Annotated in this window: 19 protein-coding genes; 14 read left to right on the top strand and 5 right to left on the bottom strand. The window is 55.8% G+C overall.

Going from position 1 to position 17007, the window contains the following annotated elements:
• Window positions 1-75: 75 nt before the first annotated feature.
• The 6 genes from IJT02_00360 to IJT02_00335 all read left to right on the top strand — a co-directional run bounded on the left by IJT02_00360 (window position 76) and on the right by IJT02_00335 (window position 4610).
• On the top strand, window positions 76-387 hold the full coding sequence (locus IJT02_00360; protein ID MBQ7543378.1) for a YbaB/EbfC family nucleoid-associated protein: 312 nt from the start codon (window positions 76-78) through the stop codon (window positions 385-387).
• Window positions 388-390: 3 nt separating this feature from the next.
• Window positions 391-987, top strand: a complete 597-nt coding sequence (recR, locus tag IJT02_00355) for a recombination protein RecR (GenBank protein MBQ7543377.1) — start codon at window positions 391-393, stop codon at window positions 985-987.
• Complete coding sequence (gene ispF, locus IJT02_00350) at window positions 984-2081, top strand: 2-C-methyl-D-erythritol 2,4-cyclodiphosphate synthase (GenBank protein MBQ7543376.1); 1098 nt, start codon at window positions 984-986, stop codon at window positions 2079-2081. Before recR ends, ispF begins: the two co-directional genes overlap by 4 nt.
• A 1-nt stretch (window position 2082) precedes the next feature.
• Window positions 2083-2268 (top strand): hypothetical protein, encoded by a 186-nt coding sequence (locus IJT02_00345; GenBank protein MBQ7543375.1) that lies wholly within the window; start codon window positions 2083-2085, stop codon window positions 2266-2268.
• On the top strand, window positions 2268-3272 hold the full coding sequence (tsaD, locus tag IJT02_00340) for a tRNA (adenosine(37)-N6)-threonylcarbamoyltransferase complex transferase subunit TsaD (protein ID MBQ7543374.1): 1005 nt from the start codon (window positions 2268-2270) through the stop codon (window positions 3270-3272). Before IJT02_00345 ends, tsaD begins: the two co-directional genes overlap by 1 nt.
• A gap of 78 nt (window positions 3273-3350) precedes the next feature.
• A complete protein-coding gene (locus tag IJT02_00335; GenBank protein MBQ7543373.1) occupies window positions 3351-4610 on the top strand; it encodes a glycerate kinase in 1260 nt (419 codons plus the stop codon).
• A gap of 40 nt (window positions 4611-4650) precedes the next feature.
• Here the strand turns inward: IJT02_00335 and IJT02_00330 are convergent, their stop codons facing one another.
• Window positions 4651-5583, bottom strand: coding sequence for an ROK family protein (locus tag IJT02_00330; protein MBQ7543372.1), 933 nt, complete (start codon window positions 5581-5583; stop codon window positions 4651-4653).
• Window positions 5584-5635: 52 nt separating this feature from the next.
• On the opposite strand from IJT02_00330, the gene IJT02_00325 reads away from it, so the two are divergent.
• Window positions 5636-6685, top strand: coding sequence for an FAD:protein FMN transferase (locus IJT02_00325; protein MBQ7543371.1), 1050 nt, complete (start codon window positions 5636-5638; stop codon window positions 6683-6685).
• Here IJT02_00325 and IJT02_00320 read toward each other — a convergent pair.
• Window positions 6677-8371: a DNA primase gene (locus IJT02_00320; protein MBQ7543370.1), complete on the bottom strand. Its 1695-nt coding sequence runs from the start codon at window positions 8369-8371 to the stop codon at window positions 6677-6679. The two genes, IJT02_00325 and IJT02_00320, sit on opposite strands and share 9 nt — an antisense overlap.
• A gap of 55 nt (window positions 8372-8426) precedes the next feature.
• Between IJT02_00320 and IJT02_00315 the strand changes: the two genes are divergently transcribed.
• Both IJT02_00315 and IJT02_00310 read left to right on the top strand, forming a co-directional pair.
• A complete protein-coding gene (locus IJT02_00315) occupies window positions 8427-9167 on the top strand; it encodes a DUF2993 domain-containing protein (GenBank protein MBQ7543369.1) in 741 nt (246 codons plus the stop codon).
• Between the two features lie 6 nt (window positions 9168-9173).
• Entirely contained in the window at window positions 9174-10835 is a 1662-nt protein-coding gene (locus IJT02_00310) for a DUF4153 domain-containing protein (GenBank protein ID MBQ7543368.1), read from the top strand.
• A gap of 118 nt (window positions 10836-10953) precedes the next feature.
• On the opposite strand, the gene IJT02_00305 is transcribed toward IJT02_00310, so the two are convergent.
• On the bottom strand, window positions 10954-12861 hold the full coding sequence (locus tag IJT02_00305; protein ID MBQ7543367.1) for a hypothetical protein: 1908 nt from the start codon (window positions 12859-12861) through the stop codon (window positions 10954-10956).
• Between the two features lie 90 nt (window positions 12862-12951).
• Here IJT02_00305 and IJT02_00300 point away from each other — a divergent pair, with 90 nt between their 5' ends.
• Window positions 12952-13404 (top strand): hypothetical protein, encoded by a 453-nt coding sequence (locus tag IJT02_00300; GenBank protein MBQ7543366.1) that lies wholly within the window; start codon window positions 12952-12954, stop codon window positions 13402-13404.
• On the opposite strand, the gene yvcK is transcribed toward IJT02_00300, so the two are convergent.
• Complete coding sequence (yvcK, locus tag IJT02_00295) at window positions 13401-14480, bottom strand: uridine diphosphate-N-acetylglucosamine-binding protein YvcK (protein MBQ7543365.1); 1080 nt, start codon at window positions 14478-14480, stop codon at window positions 13401-13403. The genes IJT02_00300 and yvcK overlap by 4 nt on opposite strands.
• Complete coding sequence (gene rapZ / locus IJT02_00290) at window positions 14477-15340, bottom strand: RNase adapter RapZ (protein ID MBQ7543364.1); 864 nt, start codon at window positions 15338-15340, stop codon at window positions 14477-14479. Before rapZ ends, yvcK begins: the two co-directional genes overlap by 4 nt.
• Before the next feature lie 114 nt (window positions 15341-15454).
• Here rapZ and rpmH point away from each other — a divergent pair, with 114 nt between their 5' ends.
• The 4 genes from rpmH to IJT02_00270 are packed head-to-tail and all read left to right on the top strand — an operon-like array spanning window position 15455 to window position 17003.
• A complete protein-coding gene (rpmH, locus tag IJT02_00285) occupies window positions 15455-15595 on the top strand; it encodes a 50S ribosomal protein L34 (protein ID MBQ7543363.1) in 141 nt (46 codons plus the stop codon).
• Between the two features lie 4 nt (window positions 15596-15599).
• Window positions 15600-15926, top strand: coding sequence for a ribonuclease P protein component (gene rnpA / locus IJT02_00280; GenBank protein ID MBQ7543362.1), 327 nt, complete (start codon window positions 15600-15602; stop codon window positions 15924-15926).
• A 6-nt stretch (window positions 15927-15932) separates the two neighbouring features.
• Window positions 15933-16169 carry a membrane protein insertion efficiency factor YidD gene (yidD, locus tag IJT02_00275; protein MBQ7543361.1) on the top strand — a complete coding sequence of 79 codons (237 nt, stop codon included), beginning with the start codon at window positions 15933-15935 and terminating at the stop codon, window positions 16167-16169.
• A 3-nt stretch (window positions 16170-16172) separates the two neighbouring features.
• On the top strand, window positions 16173-17003 hold the full coding sequence (locus tag IJT02_00270) for a YidC/Oxa1 family membrane protein insertase (GenBank protein MBQ7543360.1): 831 nt from the start codon (window positions 16173-16175) through the stop codon (window positions 17001-17003).
• Window positions 17004-17007: the final 4 nt, after the last annotated feature.

Below are 17007 nucleotides of genomic sequence, written 5' to 3'. Positions count from 1 at the left end.
TGCTCCTTAACGTTTTCGCATAATTATACGTGATAGAATTTACCAATCCCAAAGATTTAGGAGAGAGAAATTTTTATGAAGCTCAACAACATAATGAAGCAGGCCAAGCAGATGCAGACACAGATGATGCAGATACAGGAGAAGCTAGCCAGCGAGACCGTAGAAGCCAGCGTCGGCGGAGGAATGGTCAGTGCAGTCTTCACGGGACAGGGAGACCTCGTGAGCATAAAGATAGACCCCGAAGTCATCAACCCTGAGGACAGGGAGATGCTCGAAGACCTCGTAACTTCCGCCGTCAATGAAGGCCTCCGCAAAAGCCGCGAACTCATGAGCGAACGAATGGGAGGAATCACCGGCGCACTCGGAGCTATGGGAATGGGGCTGTAACCTGTGAGCACTGCCCTTAACGACCTCGTAACTGCCCTGAAGAAGTTTCCGGGCATCGGCCTCAAGAGTGCACGGCGTATAGCCTACCACCTGATTAAGCAGGACAACGATACCCTAGAAGCTCTCGGGACACTGATTGCTAACCTGAAGAAGGGACTGCACACCTGCGGGCAGTGCGGCAACATCTCCGAGCACAACCCCTGCAGCATATGCACTGACCCTCTGCGCGACAGAAAGACGCTGTGCATCGTCGACGACATCGAGGCACTCTCGACGTTCGAGCAGTCAGGTGTCTACAACGGACTGTACCACATACTTGGCGGAAGGGTCTCACCGATAGACGGCGAAGAACTCAGCAGCGAGGCAATCGACTTCCTGCTGGGGCACATTGAGGCACTAGGAGCTGATGAGGTAATCATCGCTACAAGCCCGAAGGTTGAAGGGGACATGACGTACTACACGCTGCTAGACGTTCTAAGGAAGAGCGGCGCGGAGAAGGTTACGCGCATAGCGTACGGACTGCCTGTCGGCGGGGCAATAGAGTTCGCGGACAGAATGACGCTCAACACAGCATTAGAGGCACGGAGGCAGGTACTGTGAGGGAGTTCAGCTTTGTGATTGCGGCGGGAGGAAGCGGCTCGAGGATGGGCAATGTGCGCAAGCAGTTCATGACGCTCGGGGGAAAAGCTCTGTGGCGTTGGAGCGCAGACGTTGCGGCCAAGACAGACGGAGTGCGGGAGATAGTCTTAATCGTTCCGGCGGGCTTTGACGGTGAAATCTCTGCTCCGTACCCCGTTAAAGTAACACACGGCGGGAGCGAGCGTGCTCTCTCGGTGCTTAACGGACTTCGCGAGGCAGCGTGTGATTACGTTATGGTTCACGATGCGGCACGTCCGTTCGGGAGTAAGGAGCTTTTCCGGCGGCTGATGGACAGCACAGACGATGACGCTGGGGTTGTTCCAGTCCTGCCCGTGAGCGACGCGCTGAAGAGGATTGACGGCACGGAGATAGAGTGCGTTGACCGTGAAGGACTGTACATAACGCAGACCCCGCAGAGTTTCCCGCGCGAAAAACTCATTGAGGCGGTGAAGGCCTGTCCTCTCGCTAAGGACGAAGCAGAAGCGTGGCAGAATGTAGGTCATGAACTGCGTTATGTTGAGGGAGAACGGCTGAACTTCAAGGTTACGCAGAAGGAGGACATGATGATTGCACGCGCGCTGACGGAGGGAACAATGCGCACTGGTCTGGGCTATGACGTTCACAGGCTCGTGCCGGAAAGAAGGTTGATTCTCGGAGGCGTGGAGATAGCTTCTCCTCTCGGACTGCTCGGGCACAGTGATGCTGACGTTCTGGCTCATGCAGTGATGGATGCAGTTCTCGGCGGAGCGGGGCTTCCTGACATCGGCAATCTCTTCCCCGCAAGCTCTGAGGAGTTCAGGGGTGCGGACAGCATGAAGCTGCTTGACGAGGTCATGAGGCGCGTTGAGGCTGAGGGCTGGGAGGTTGTGTTTGTTGATGCTGTGGTGGAAGCGCAAGTCCCCCGCCTGAACAAATACCGTGAAGCAATCATCGCGAATCTCAGTGAACATTTCCCCTGTAACTTGAAGTTCAAGTCCGCAGAGGGGCTCGACGATGCCGGAGCAGGACTGTCGATGACGTGCTTTGCGACTGCGACGATGAGGAGGATGATTTAGCGTGTCAGAGTTGTTCAGTCATAATCATGAATGCGACAAAAAAATGTGGTTCGGGGAAATCGCGCTGGGAGGATTTGAGCAGTTCATCTTCAATGATGAGATAATGCAGCCTCCGCTGTTCGACGCTTATGATGACTTCGTGAACCACGCGTGGCCTGTGTTCGTCGAGGATAACTCATACTCGTGATGCTTACGCTGGGAATAGAGACGAGCTGTGATGACACGGGAGTTGCGGTGCTTCGCGGAGAACGTGAGGTGCTGTGCGAGTATCTTTCCAGCCAGATAAAGGATCATTCGCGTTTCGGCGGAGTAATCCCCGAGTTCGCGGCAAGGAAGCACCTCGAGAATCTTCTTCCGCTGGTTGATGCTGCCTTGAAGGAGTGCAACATTTCCCCCCGCGAGCTGGACTTGATCGCCGTAACGAGAGGCCCGGGACTTATGGGCTCGCTGATTGTGGGGGTGCAGACAGCACGTGCGTTGTCGCAGGTGTGGAATGTTCCCTTAATCGGCGTGAATCACCTCGAAGGGCACTTGTTCGCGCCTCTTGTTGACGCGGAAGACCTGAAGCCTCCGTTCCTCTCGCTGATAGTTTCGGGCGGGCACACGGAAATCATCAAGGTTGAGGCATTCGGGAAGTACGAGCTGTTAGGGCAGACGCGCGATGATGCGGCGGGAGAGGCCTACGACAAGGCGGCACGTATTCTTGGCCTGAAGTACCCGGGCGGGCCGGAGATTGACCGTCTAGCTACGAAGGGCAACCCTCACGCATTCAGCTTCCCGATTCCCATGAAGAACACGGACAAGGTAGAGTTCAGCTTCAGCGGGCTCAAGACTGCGTTGCTGTGGCAGGTGAAGAAACTGCAGGAGGCGGGGCAGGAGCTTCCGCTAGAGGACTTGTGCGCGTCGTTTCAGCACTGCGTAACGGAAGCTCTGATGAGCAAGGTTCGTTTGGCTTCGCGTATGACCGGCATAAAGCGCGTCTCTGCGTCGGGAGGAGTGTCAGCGAACAGTGCCTTGAGGGAGGCTCTGGGTTCGTGCCGTGAGGTAAGGGCGTGGCTTCCGAAGCTGAGCAGGTGCACGGACAACGCAGTGATGATAGCGATGGCGGGACGAAATGCCTTCATCCGCAGAGGGCGTGAGGGAGACGCTGAGGTAACGGCTGACCCGTCATTGCACGAAATCGCAGGGTAACAGAAGCCGCAAAGTTTTTCGTGATACAATAGCTCCATCCACACCAAACATTCATACACAACGGAGGAATCTAAACTCATGCCGAATCTCATGCAGGACATGCGCGCAATAATCGACGACGCAATCAAGGCCGTGCTTCCCGAGTCAGCAGTCCGTGAAGCCCTGAACAACCCCGCCTTCACCTCACGCAAGGGCAAGGGACGCATCATCGTCGCATCAATCGGAAAAGCAGCCTGGAGGATGGCCAAAGCCGCAAGCGACATTCTCGGTTCGGGAATTTCTGGTGCAGTCGTAACCAAGTACGATCACTCGATGGGCGACATTCCGGGTCTGGAGATCTACGAGGCCGGACATCCAGTGCTTGACGAGAACACCATCAAGGGCACTAAGGCACTCCTCGAGCACGTCAAGAACCTCACTGCTGACGACACAGTTCTGTTCCTCGTGAGCGGCGGAGGGTCTGCGCTGTTCGAGCTTCCGGCGGAAGGGGTAACTCTCGGGGACATGCAGGACATCTCGAGCCAGCTCTTGGCCTGCGGGGCGGACATCGTGGAGATAAACACAATCCGCAAGCACTTATCCAGCGTCAAGGGCGGCAGGTTCGCGCAGGTCTGTGCACCGGCTCATGTGTTCATGGTCGTGCTGAGTGATGTTCTGGGCGACAGGCTCGACAGCATCGCTTCAGGCCCGGCGGCTCCCGACATGTCGACGAGTGAAGAGGCTCTCGCAATCGTGAAGAAGTACGGTCTCAAGGTCAAGCCCGAGCTCATGAACGTACTTGCTCAGGAGACACCGAAGGAGCTCGGCAACGTTACGGCGACGATAACGGGGAGCGTTACCGCACTGTGCGAGGCCGCATCGAACATCGCGAAGGCAAAGGGCTACACTCCGCTTGTGCTGACGACGACGATGACTTGTGAGGCACGTGAAGGCGGCTCGTTCATGGCAAGTATTGCGCGCGAGGTCAAGGCTTCGGGAAGGCCGGTTAGTGCTCCGTGCGCACTGATTGCCGGAGGAGAAACTGTAGTGCATCTTACGGGCAAGGGTCTCGGCGGACGTAATCAGGAGTTCGCTCTTGCGGCTTCGCAGGGAATTGCGGGGCTGGAAGGCGTTGTAGTTGCGTCTCTGGGTTCTGACGGGACGGACGGGCCTACGGATGCGGCGGGCGGAATTGTTGACGGGACTACGGAAGCAAAGCTGAAGGGCAAAGGTATCAGCATTGCGGAGGTTCTGAAGAACAATGATGCGTACAACGCGCTGAAGGCGGCTGATGCATTATTGATGACCGGCCCGACAGGTACGAACGTCAACGATGTAGCGATTGCCCTGATAGCGTAAGATATCACGAAAGGGGGAAATTGCTCCCCCTTTTTTGCTGTTACAGGTCTCTTGCTGCCATTGCCGCGCCGATAAGCCCGGCCTTGTAGCCCAGCGTACAGCTCACGATCTTAGGGACGGGCAGCCCCTTGTACACTTCCTCTGCAACTTTTCCGCGAAGAGGAACTAACAGCCTCTCGCCCTGCTTGCCGATGCCTCCGCCTATGCTGATTACTTCAGGCTGTAGTCCGTTGATGAGGTTCGCCAGCCCTCCGGCCAAGTACCCGGTGTACTCGTCGATGATGTGTTCTGCTACCTTGTCGCCTTCTTCCGCCGCGACAAAAACAGTGTGCCCGCTCACAGTTCCTTCTTTCGCCGCAATCTCAGCGAGCGTGCTTGAGGGATGTTCGGCGATAGCTTCCTTCGTCATGTTGATTAGTCCCGTCGCGGAACAGTACGCCTCAAAGCACCCGTGCCGTCCGCAGGTGCACTTCCTCCCGCCGTAAGCTATAACCATGTGCCCGAACTCACAGCCCCTGAAGATTTTTCCGTCGAGAACGTAACCCGAACCCACGCCAGTCCCCAGCGTGATGATCATCGCGCTCTTTGCTCCCTTAGCACTCCCTGCGACAACCTCGCCAAGTGCCGCCGCGTCAGCGTCGTTCTCCAGGCGTGCAGGCATACTCAGGGCATCGCTCATCTTCTCGCAGATGTGGAAGTCCCGCCAGCCAAGATTGTTGTTGTAGACCACAGTCCCTGTCGTGTAGTCGATAAGTCCCGGCGAGCCCATACCGACAGCGCGAATCTCCTTCATGCTCACGCCCGAAGCCTCTACCGCCTTGCTCACTGCCCCCAGAATGTCCTCGAGCACAACGTCCTGCGGCCTGTCCGCCCCCGTAGGTACTGAGGCCTCGCCGACTATATGACCCTCTGTGTCGACAACTCCGGCCTTGAGGTTCGTGCCCCCTATGTCAACTCCGATAAAGTACGTCATTGTTCTCTGCTCCTCACAAAAAATTAGCTGCGACAATTATAATACGGGCGAGGTGATTGATTTCATGTACCGCAAATATTTTGTCGCTGCACTGCTTGTTGCTGCCGGGCTGTTGTCGTGGGCTGTTGCTCCTGTCCCTGAGGTAAAGCGCGACGGCTTCGCAATGAATACCGTTATCCGCATGTCCTTCACAACAAAGGACGACAAGCTCATTGACGACGCGTATGCTCTTCTCGCTGAGCTGGACAACGCGCTCTCGATGTACAACCCCTCCTCCGACATCTCGCGCATAAACTCTCAGGCAGGCCTTGAACGCGTGAATGTCCCGCCGTACGTCGTCGAGGCAGTCAGGGATTCGGTGAGGCTGTACGAGGTTACGGGGGGCGTGTTCAACCCGCTGATCGGTGCGGTAACGAGGCTGTGGAAGATTAACCGCGCAGACAACACCGTGCCGACGAAGGAGGAGCTTGATGCTGTTATCGGCCTGAGCAGAATCGAGAACCTTGATGTCGCTGACGACAGCATCTGCTTGAAGGAGAAGGGCTGTGTAATCGATTTGGGGGGCATAGCGAAGGGTTACGCCTCGAAGAAGATTGCTGACCTCGCGAAGAGCAGGGGAGCAGTTTCCGGGCTCATAGACTTGGGCGGGAACATCTACGTTGTCGGGACAAAGCCTGACGGCGGGAACTGGAAGATAGGCGTGCGCAACCCCCTCAACCCCTACGGAGCAGCGGAACTTGCCGTGAGCGTGAACGATTGCGCTGTGATTACGTCGGGAGGCTACGAACGCTTCAAGGAGGTAGACGGCAAGAGATACACGCACTTCTTTGACCCGAAGACCGGCGAGTCCGTAATGAGCGACCTGCTGTCGGTTACCGTAATTACTCCTGACGGTTCGTTAGGCGACGGGCTGGCTACGGCGTTCATGATTGCCGGCTTCGAGAAGTCTGCGGCGATTCTGGCGGCGATGAAGGACGCTCCGGGAGTGGTATTCATTCGCGAGAAGGACAGCGAACCCGAGATTCTTGCTAGCGAAAACCTCCGCGATGTGATCTTTCAGTCCGCACACCCTGTACACTTCTTCAGCCTGAAGTCAGAGTGAGAATTTTCCCCGCTGTGTCAGGAGGCTCTGCAGTTCCTCCATGTCCTGATCCGACGGAGGGAGCGACTGTATTTCCGCTATCTGCCTGTCGATGCTTCTGCGCTTCAGGCCGCTGTAGACCTTCAAGAACTTCCCTGCCGACGGGCTCTGCAGCTGTGAGCAGAAGACCTCTCCCCTCGTTAGGAGGCCTATCTTCTCCTCTTCGCCGGAATTGTGCCACACAGCCTGCAGGTTGTCGGTGTTCTCGGTGAGAATCGCCAGTGCTGCCTCGCGCGCAAGGTTCGTCGTGAGGAGGCTGACTGCTTCGCTCGGGGTAATGCTCGTGCGGCATTCCGGGCTGTCCCAGAGCAGGAAGCACATAGCGGCCTCGAGGGTGTCGTCCGCATCTTTCGGCTGAGCGGGGAGGGCTGTTTTTCGCGGAGAGGCTTTGCGGGCTCTGCCGCCAAGAAGGTAGCGTTCGACGGCCTCAGGCGGAAGCATCGTCGCATCACAGATGCTCCCCTTGAAGCGCAGAACTTCGTCAGGGCTGAGCCTCCGCAGGCTCGCGAACAGCTGCTCGAGTGCCTTGCGGCGGTGTTGTTCGCTGCTGAGGGACTGGCTCAACAGCTCGATGTGCTTCATGACTAACGGTTTCGCCGAACTCAGAGCCTCCGTGAACTTGGCCGGTTCGTTTGTGCTCAGGAACTCGTCGGGGTCTTTGCCCTCTGGCAGGCTCACGACGTACACGCTCAGTCCGTTTTCCGCGAGGATGTACATTCCCTTGACGGCGGCGGACTGTCCTGCTTCGTCGGAGTCGTAGCAGATGTAGCACTTGTCCGCGTAACGCGAGAGCATATTTGCCTGCTCCGGCGTGAGGGACGTTCCCAGAGACGCAACGGCCTCCGTGAAGCCGCACTTGTGCAGCCTCAGCGCGTCCATGTACCCCTCAACGAGTATTGCCCGCCCGCGCTTCAGCATAACTTTTCGTGCCTCGTCGAGAAGGTAGAGGTTTCTGCGCTTGCTGTAAGTTGTGCTCTCAGGGCTGTTGATGTACTTCGCGCCCTCGCCGTCAATCAGCCTCCCTCCGAACGCTATGACCTTGCCGGTAACATCATGTATCGGGAACATCAGCCTTCCCCTGAACCTGTCGTAGATGCTGCCTTTGTTCTCGATCGCCAGCCCAGCGTCAAGGATTGCCCTGTCCGTGATGCCCTGCTTCCGAAGGTACTGCGTGAGGCTGTCCCACGAGTTCAGGCTGTAGCCCAGCGAGTAACGTGCTGTGTCGGAGTCGTCGAGCTTGCGCCGCGACATGTAGGCTCGTGCGGCGATGCCCTGCGTACCGGTGAGGTTAGCGGTGAAGAACTTTGCGGCCAAGTCCAAGACAGCGCGGGTGTCCGTCCCTTCCCGCGAGTACTCCGGCAGCTTCACTCCCGCCCTGTCAGCAAGAAGCCTCAGCGCGTCAGGAAAAGCTACCGCCTCCGCCCTCATGATGTACGTGAAAATATCTCCTGCTGCCTTGCATCCGAAGCAGTAATAATGTTGCGTGTCCTCGTAGACGTGGAACGACGGCGTGTTCTCGCGGTGGAACGGGCATAACCCGACATAGCCCCTGCCGGTCTTCCTCAGCTTGACGCGCTCGCTGATTATCTCCGCAATGTCGAGGCTGTCCTTTATCTGGTTGATTATCTCGTTATTGTACATGGTCATTGTCCATTATAATAATATCCGTCGCAAAGATTTTTACAGGAGATGATGTTTCACAATGTCCCGGAAATTAGTTGTTGCTGTCATGATTATAGTACTTGCTCTCACAGGCACGTCCTGCGCAGATGAAGTTGATGACCTGCTTCACTACTACGTAAAGCGTTTCAGCCCGGAGACCGCCTCGCTCGTCATTTCAGCGAAACCCGACGATACAGGGTTGTTCTCTGACCTGTACATGGAGCTCAAGGGCGTAGTTGTCGAGAACCTCAGGATGGACAGCCTGACGTTCAGGATGAGGGGAGTGCAGTTCAACGAACCTTCTGAGTGGAAAGACGGCAAGGTCGAGTGCAAGGACGCGATACAGATACAGGCTCTGGCCTCAATCCTTGAAGGCGACATCAACAGGGCGATAGAGTCCAAGACTTTCGGCGAGAAGGACAAGTGGCATGACGTGTCGCTTGCTATAACTCCGCAGGGCTTGAAGGGCAAAGGCTACTACACCGCTGATGCAATGCTGATGAACCTCGACATACTTCTCGAGATAACCAGCGGCCTCAAGATCGTCGGCGGAAAAGAGCTGTGGCTCAATAATCCCATCGTGAAGGTCAACAAGCTCGATGTTCCCGACTACGTAACGCGGAAGGCACTCACACGGATTCAGCCTCTCGTTGACCTGCGGAAATTCCCGCTGCCTCTGACGCTTCACATGGTTAACCTCAAGAAGGGAAGCGCGACGCTCTCGACACGCACGCTCCCTAAGGCACTCACTAAGGGTCTCAAGTACTCCTACAAGAAATAGCCCATCATGAACACCATCGACAACAAGCGTTATACGTGGGTAGCGGTCTCTGCAGTGATTCAGGGGCTGCTGCTCGGGCTGTATGCCGTGATTCCGGCCGGGCCTCTGCGCACACTCCCTCTAACAATCATTTTCCTCGTGCCGTTCGCGTTCTGGCTCTCGCAGGAACACTGGGGGATGCGCCTGCTGAGTTTTCTCGTCGGGCTCACTCTCGTGCTCGGCGCACTGTGGGTTTACCGTCTGTGGTCTCTGTACTCGCAGGAAGGGAGCTTCTACGTTGTTCCGTCGCAGAAAGCAGACCTCATACGCATATCAATGGCAGTGTTTCTCGTCCTGCCGTTCTTCCAGTGCAGGATGGCCGCGTGGAGCTGGAAATTCCCTTACAGCGAAATATTCTTCCAGTTCTGCCGCAATCTGTTCCTGCTGTTTCAGGCCGGAATAGTGATTGCCGTGTTCTGGGGACTGCTCGTAACGGCGGGGCTTCTGTTCGAGATTGTAGGGCTGCCCAACATCCCCTTCCTCATCTTCAACCCGATAACTGCCGTCCCGCTGTCGAGCCTGACCATCGCAATATCACTCTCCGTTGCGGTGAAACATCCGGGCATCGACTCGCTGGGAAGGTGGATTCTGTCGGTGCTGGCGTGGCTTCTGCCGTTCTTCTCGGTGCTGTCGGTAATGTTCATCCTGTGCCTGCCGTTCTCGGGGCTCAAAACTTTGTGGGACACCGGCCAGGCATCAACGCTAATGCTTCTCCTGCAGTTCGGGACGATAATCCTCGCGAATGCCGCATACCTCGACGGCACAAAGCCCGTCTTCCCGAACAAGTACGCTAGCTTCCTCGCGCGGGCTTCATTGCTGTGCCTGCCGGTCTACACTGCGCTGTGCCTCTACTCGCTGGGGTTGAGGATTCAGCAGTACGGACTGACAACGGACAGGATTCAGGCGATGTTCCTCACGATTACGGCGGGAATCTGGGGATTGGGCTATGCGGGCGCGGTAATCTTCAGGAAGTGGCCTGGCTCAATCGGCAAGGTCAACATCACATCAATACTCTTCATGATAATCATTGTCCTGCTGATGAACTCGCCTCTTCTTGACCCGTACCGCCTTGCGTCTGAGAACCAGTACCAGCGGCTGATGACGGGCAAGATTCCGCCGGAAGACTTCGACTACATATACACGCGGTTCAGTCTTGGCCGTTACGGGAGCGCGATACTCTCGGAGCTCGAGAAAAACGGAGGCTCGCGGATAAAGTCCGGCGTGAAGGCGGCGCGTGCAATCAACCCAGAAGAGTACCTGAATTACACGATAACGGGCATTCTCCCGAAGACGAGAAGGCTGGAAATTGTCAGGAACGCTAAGGTTTTCCCGCACGGAGCGAAGCTGACCGACGAACAGATAACTTACTTTGCGGAGCACTGGCAGTACCTGAAGGAGGTCAAGACGGCAAGGGATGTGTGGTTCGTGTTCGTGAACGTCGAGCGTGCAGGGAATAATGTTGTGGTGTTCACGGAGGACACGGGGCTTGTGTACAACATCGACGCAGAACCGAAGCTGCTGGGGTCTGTGTCAGGGAGCTTCACTGCAGAGAATCTTGACGCGCGGACAGCAGAGCCGAAGTTCTACGACCTCATCATCAACGGCATAGTGTATCAGGTCATACAGTAGGAGGGGGATTTGGGGAGGGGCTGTGAGTGTTGAACGTTCGGCGTGCCTTCACGTTCAACAACCCCTGCGTCGCGCACGACACATGCCCGTGTCGTTGCCCCACCCACCCCCCTTAACATTACCTCTCGAACATGTCAGGCCACAGAGGAATCCACGCCCTCGACTGTATCAGCCCCGCATCAAGATACACCGCAAGCATCGACCGTCCCGGATAACCCGACGACGACAGCTCATACGGCAACGGAATCTGAAGCTGAAGGTGTGTCCTCTGCACAGGAAGTTCCAGCGTGTTGCCCAGTGCGTAAATCGTTTTCCCGCCGGTGAATTTGCTCGCCCTCGTCAATCCCAGCGACGGCACATCCCGCGCGTAAATGTCCAGTTCCAGCCCGTTGAGGACACAGAACTTCAGGAGCATCAACGTGTCTTCGAGGCTCATCGGAACCGACGCGTCAACGATTATGTGTGTCAGCGTGTCCTTGTGCAGAAGCCAGAACGCAGGAAGCACCGTCCGTATGTCCTGCCCTCCGCGAACCTGCGTAGGCCTCACGTTCAGCGGGAAAGCCTGCCCTCTCGGCATCGGCGCGTGAAGCAGCAATGCGTCCAGCCTCTGCGGCCTCTGCCACATAACATTTGCCCTCATGTTGCGGTCGTTCCAGACTGTCTGCGCAATAATCCTCGTGTTGTGCGTGTAGTTCATGTACGGGCTCATGAATGTCGCGTCAACTATAAAGCTCTCGTTGTTCTCGACGTTCGTTGCGGTAACAGGGTTGTAGACGCTCAGGAAGCCCGGCACGTCCTCGCGCGAAGGCATCATCACTGCCTTGTAGATTCTCGACGCTCCTATCTCCATCCATGTTACATCACCTTCCGGCGAATGGTAGAACGTCCAGATGTTGTCCATGTTCTCATAGAGCGGGCCTCCGTTCCTGTTCGCGTACGTCCTTGTCCCGAAATCTATCATGAAGTCGTACACAGTGCCCTTCTCCGTGAGCACGAAAAGTTCTCCTGTCGCAGACCACGCAAGATCTCTGGGCAGAGGAACTCCCTTGATGTCGAAATACTCCTGGCTGATGACGTTCACGATGTAGATTCTGTCGTTCGCACGGTCAGCTACTGCCAGCCAGTCAGCATATGCCTCGACAGCAACCGGCTCGAACAGCAGATCACCTTCACCCAGAGGAGGAGCCCACCGTCTCACCATCAGGCCGTTATTGCCCTCGTAGTAGAAGGCTACGTTTCGCTCGGCAGGGTCAGCGACGGCGAAGAGGTTTGCGGTGATTATCTCCGCGTCAGACACAACCAGCGACGGCAGCGTCATTGTGTAGTCCGACGAGATAACGCCCTCATCTACCGTCCGAACGGTGTAGACCTCACCGTCATCGTTGAAGACCGTAAAAGTCCCGTCGCCCATCGGTATTGCGATGACCGGCGAAGGTACTTCAACCTCGCTCATCGTCCAACCCGCCGAGAAAGTCCCCGCAATCAGCCCGCGCGACAATGAGCGTATATACAGCTTGTCGCCGAACTGGTCGGGAATGCTCACGACTTGGCCAAGTGCACGGATTTTCCCCAGACCCTTGATACTGAACGGACGCGTGTAGCCGGTGTTCCACTCGCTCTGCACGGTAGTTTCCGCGTAACGCCAGCTCACAGGTATCGGCGCAGTCCCCAGCACCGAGCGCAGCACCCTGTCCTGTTCGTCAAAGACTCTCTCCATTCTCGGAGCAGAAGTGTCCATAGGCCGGACTTCGAGATAACTCCTCAGTGATGATAATGCTGTGTCGGTCTCACCCATCCGGCTGAGGTTCAGCGCGCTCATCAGGTAGTAATCCACAAGGTAGGTGTTCTGCTGTATTGCCTGGTCTAGGTAGACCTGTGCATCCCTGTATTCCCGCCTCATGAAGTGAACGTAGGCGTTGTTGAAGTAACGTTCTGACTCGTCGAGGTTTGCGCGCGGAATATCTGCGGAGTAAGCTGACTGTTCGAGAGCAATAATGATTGACAGCGTGAGCAAAAATTTACGCATAGTGTTATTTTTCTCCTTGAACATGAATAAGATTCGGGGTTATTATAATCCGACATTTACACAGAAAATCTTTCATGAAGGGGGCAGTTCATGATGAGTATACAGGCATTGCAGGGACAGGCGCAGTCCGTCGGGCAGTATCAGATCCGCAAGCAGACGGAAGAACAGAAGGCAGAACAGGTACAGGTTCAGCAGGCAGTGCAGGAAGTTGCGCAGTCGGACGAATACGACACAGCTAACCCTGTCGGCGAAGAAGCAGAAGGAATCTACAGCGTATCTTACGATGAGGACGGAAACCTGAAGGTCAGTTACACACAGCCCGCCGCAAAAGGTGAAGCCTCGCAGAGTGCCGGAGGAGCAGCTCAGTCATCAGACGACACCGACACAATCGAAGAAGAGATAGAGAAGCTCAAGAAACAGCGCGACGAGATTAAGCAGCAGCTCAACAGGGAGCAGGACGAGGACGTGAAGAAGGCATTACGCGCACAGCTTCAGCTGATAGAGGCGCAGATAGCCCAGAAGACCGCACAGCTCAAGAGCTAGTCCCCGTTAATCTCCTGAATGAGACGCATTATCACGGAGGCCAGTTTCTGGGAGTCGTGCCTCAGTACGCGGCCTTCCTTGCTGCTCTCGAACACGCTCATTATCGACGCTTCAACGCACACACAGCCCATTGACCTGATGATTTCCAGCTGGGAACTGTCCAGATACAGCGGGCTTGCTCCGTCCTGCCGGTAACGCTCGACGATGTCATCAGGTATCTTCTCGCTGTTGACGATGACGAAATCCGGCACGCACCCGAGAGCCGCACTCACCCAGTCTAGGTGCTGTACGATGTTGAAGCCCTGCGTCTCTTCCGGCTGTGTCATGAGGTTGCAGATGTACACCTTCGGGACTTGCGCGTCCTTGAGCTTCGCGGAAAAGTCCGGCAGAAGGAGATTCGGTATCACGCTCGTGAACAGGCTGCCCGGCCCGAGAAGAATAATCTCCGCGTCATCAACAGCACTCTGTACGTCGTGAAGCGGCTTCGCGTTGACGGGCTCAAGCCATATCTCGCTGAGTTCGTGCCCGTGATGCGAAATGTCCAGCTCACCCCTGACACCCTCTCCTGTTCTGGTCTTGCCGACCAACGTAATCCCCTCAGTCGTTACGGGGAGGACTCTTCCTCTGATTGAGAGCAGGTGATTCATCTTCTCGACCGCAAGGCTGAAGTCCCCGCACATTTCCGTAACGGCCAAGAGCAGGAGATTGCCCAGACTGTGCCCGGAGAGTTCCCCCCTGTCGAACCTGTAGTCCAAGATGCTCCGTAATTCGTTGTCGTTCTCCGCGAGGGCAACAATGCAGTTGCGCACGTCTCCGGGCGGAAGCATTCCCCATTCATTGCGGATTCTGCCGGAACTTCCTCCCTCATCGGTTACCGCGACAACAGCCGTAATGTTGCGCGTGAAAGCCTTGATGCCGCGAAGCAGAGTAGATAACCCCGTGCCTCCTCCGACCGCCATAATGTACGGCCCGCTTGATATTCTTCTGTTCAGCACCGGCCTGCCGGAACGGAACTTTATCCGCCCGAACAGAACCAGAACCGCCAGCGTCGTTACTATTCCCAGAACGAAGCTCATTGATGGCCGTGCCCCTTGTCCCTGTGAATGACGCACACTCCCTTGTAGATGGGTGAATATATGCTGTACAGCCATTCCGCCACAGCAACCGAACGATGACGGCCGCCCGTGCACCCTACGGAGATGTGAAGCTGACCGCGCACGTTGTTGAGGAACTGCGGGATAGCGAAATCAAGGAAGTTCTTGCTGAGCTCTATAAATTTATGTGTCTCAGGAAAATCGAGAAGGTACTTCTTCACTGGCTCATCAATTCCCGTTAAGTTCTTGAGCTCGTCGACGTAATAAGGATTCGGGAGACAGCGCACATCCATCACGAAGCTGGCATCCTGAGGAACTCCGTACTTGTACCCGAACGAACTTATTATGATTGATATTCCGCCCTCGTACTCGAAGAACTCCTTAAGCAGGCGTTCTCTGTGCTGGTGGAGATCCATCATCGACGTGTCTATCACAATGTCCGCCCTGTCCAGCACCGGCGCAAGTATCTCCCTCTCGAGCCGTATGCCTTCGCCCGTCGACAAGCCTCTGTTCAGCGGGTGAACCCTGCGCGTCCTCTCGTAACGCCGTAATAATTCCTCGTCCGACGCTGTGAGGAAGATGACCTTAACGTCGCCGCCCCACGCCGTAGAGATGTCGTCGATGACCTTCACGAAGTTGCTGCTGACGTTGCGTACATCCACCGTCGCCACGACTCCCCTGCTCTTTGACGCTTCCGGCCTGTCAGAGATGAGGCGGAAAAGCTGGGGCAGAAGTTCGGGCGGAAGGTTGTCTATCGTGATGAAGCCGAAGTCCTCGAGAACCTTCAGGGTCATGGTCTTCCCTGCTCCGCTCATGCCGGTAACTATGATGAACTGTTTCACTCGCTGATTCCTCCTTTTGCCCGCTAATTGTACACCACAAAAACGCTGTGCTATAATTCCTTAGCTTTATCCCAACAATCATAACTATTCACACAGAGAGGAGTACTTCGCATCATGAAGAAGGGTACATATCAGCCCCACGTAATCCCCAGAAGGAGAAAGATAGGCTTTCTTGCACGTTCAGCATCGCCGTCGGGGCGCAAGATTCTCCGCAACAGAAGGCGCAAAGGCAGAAAGTACCTTACGCGTGCCTAACATCTTGAAGCTCAGGAAGGGCCGGGAATTTGACGCAGTATTCCGCACAGGCACACGAACCAACGGAGAGCTTGTGCGGTTATTGTTTGCGCGGGAGGACACGGACGCAGTGAGGTTCGGCGTAGCGGTCGGAAAGCGTCAGGGCAAGGCTCACGTACGGGTTCGCGGCAGAAGAATCCTGCGTGAGGCGTTCCGTCATCTCTCGGACAGAATAACTCCCGGCATCTCCCTAGTTCTCTGCCTGAAGAACGAAGGACTCGGCGCGAAAACTCATGACATCGCGCGCGACCTTGAACGTCTCCTCAGGCGCAAAAAGTTACTGCTGAAGTAACACGTCATGCTTTCCCGCATCGCAGTCCTACTCATCCGGGCATACCAGATACTTATCTCCCCATACATCGGCCGGCACTGCAGGTTCTACCCGACCTGCTCGAGCTATGCCGCTGCCGTCTACCAGGAATGGGGCTTCGTCAAGGGTACTGTCCTGACCGTGAAGAGGCTTCTGAAGTGCGGGGCATGGAATCCCGGAGGCTATGACCCTCCGCCGAAAAAATCACGAGAGGTGAAACAATAAGACATGTGGGCACAGGCAAAAGTATTGCTGTTAGGTCTGCTGCAGATCATCCACAACGCTATAACTTCCATCGGAATAAGCACTAACTTCGCGTGGGGACTGGCGATTATCGCCCTTACCCTGCTGGTCAGGCTCTTGATGCACCCGCTGACGGCAAAGCAGATGGCGAGTATGCAGAAGATGCAGAAGCTCCAGCCACAGCTCAACGTCCTGCAGGAGAAATACGCTGACGACAAGGACAAGCTGAACGAGGAGACGATGGCACTCTACAAGGAGAACAAGGTCAACCCTGCGAGCGGCTGCCTTCCGTTAATCATTCAGCTCCCGATATTCATCCTGCTCTACGGAGTGCTTTACGACCTCACGAAGACGGAAGCCTTCACCGATGTAACCTTCTTGGGCGTGAATCTCGGAGGAAGCGTACTCACCACAGTTGCCGAAGCGTTGAGGCTCGTCGACGAGTCCGGCGTGAGAATACCTAACGAACAGCTCGGCTTCGTGATGGTGCTGTTCTCGTCCTTCACCAACTTAAGCCTTCTGTTCTCGAACATAGGCATCTGGATATTCAACTTCATTCTGCTGGTGCTGATTGCGTATCTCACGTGGCTTCAGCAGCACCTTACGACTGCAGGGAACTCACAGATGGCGATGATGAATTGGTTTATGCCGCTGTTCCTGACGTTCATCTGCTTCGGGCTTCCAGGAGGGGTGCTGTTGTACTGGGGTGTCTCGTCATTGATGGGAATAGTGCACCAAATGAGAGTTGCGAAGAAGACCAGCGCAGAAATGCAGAACAAGCCGACGTTGTACAGGGACAAGCCGAGAGTAAAATAGTGCG

Source organism: Synergistaceae bacterium (assembly GCA_017450125.1).
Lineage (GTDB): Bacteria > Synergistota > Synergistia > Synergistales > Aminobacteriaceae > JAFUXM01.
Note: the sequence above shows the minus strand (reverse complement) of the source record. Positions and strands in the feature narration are given on the sequence as shown.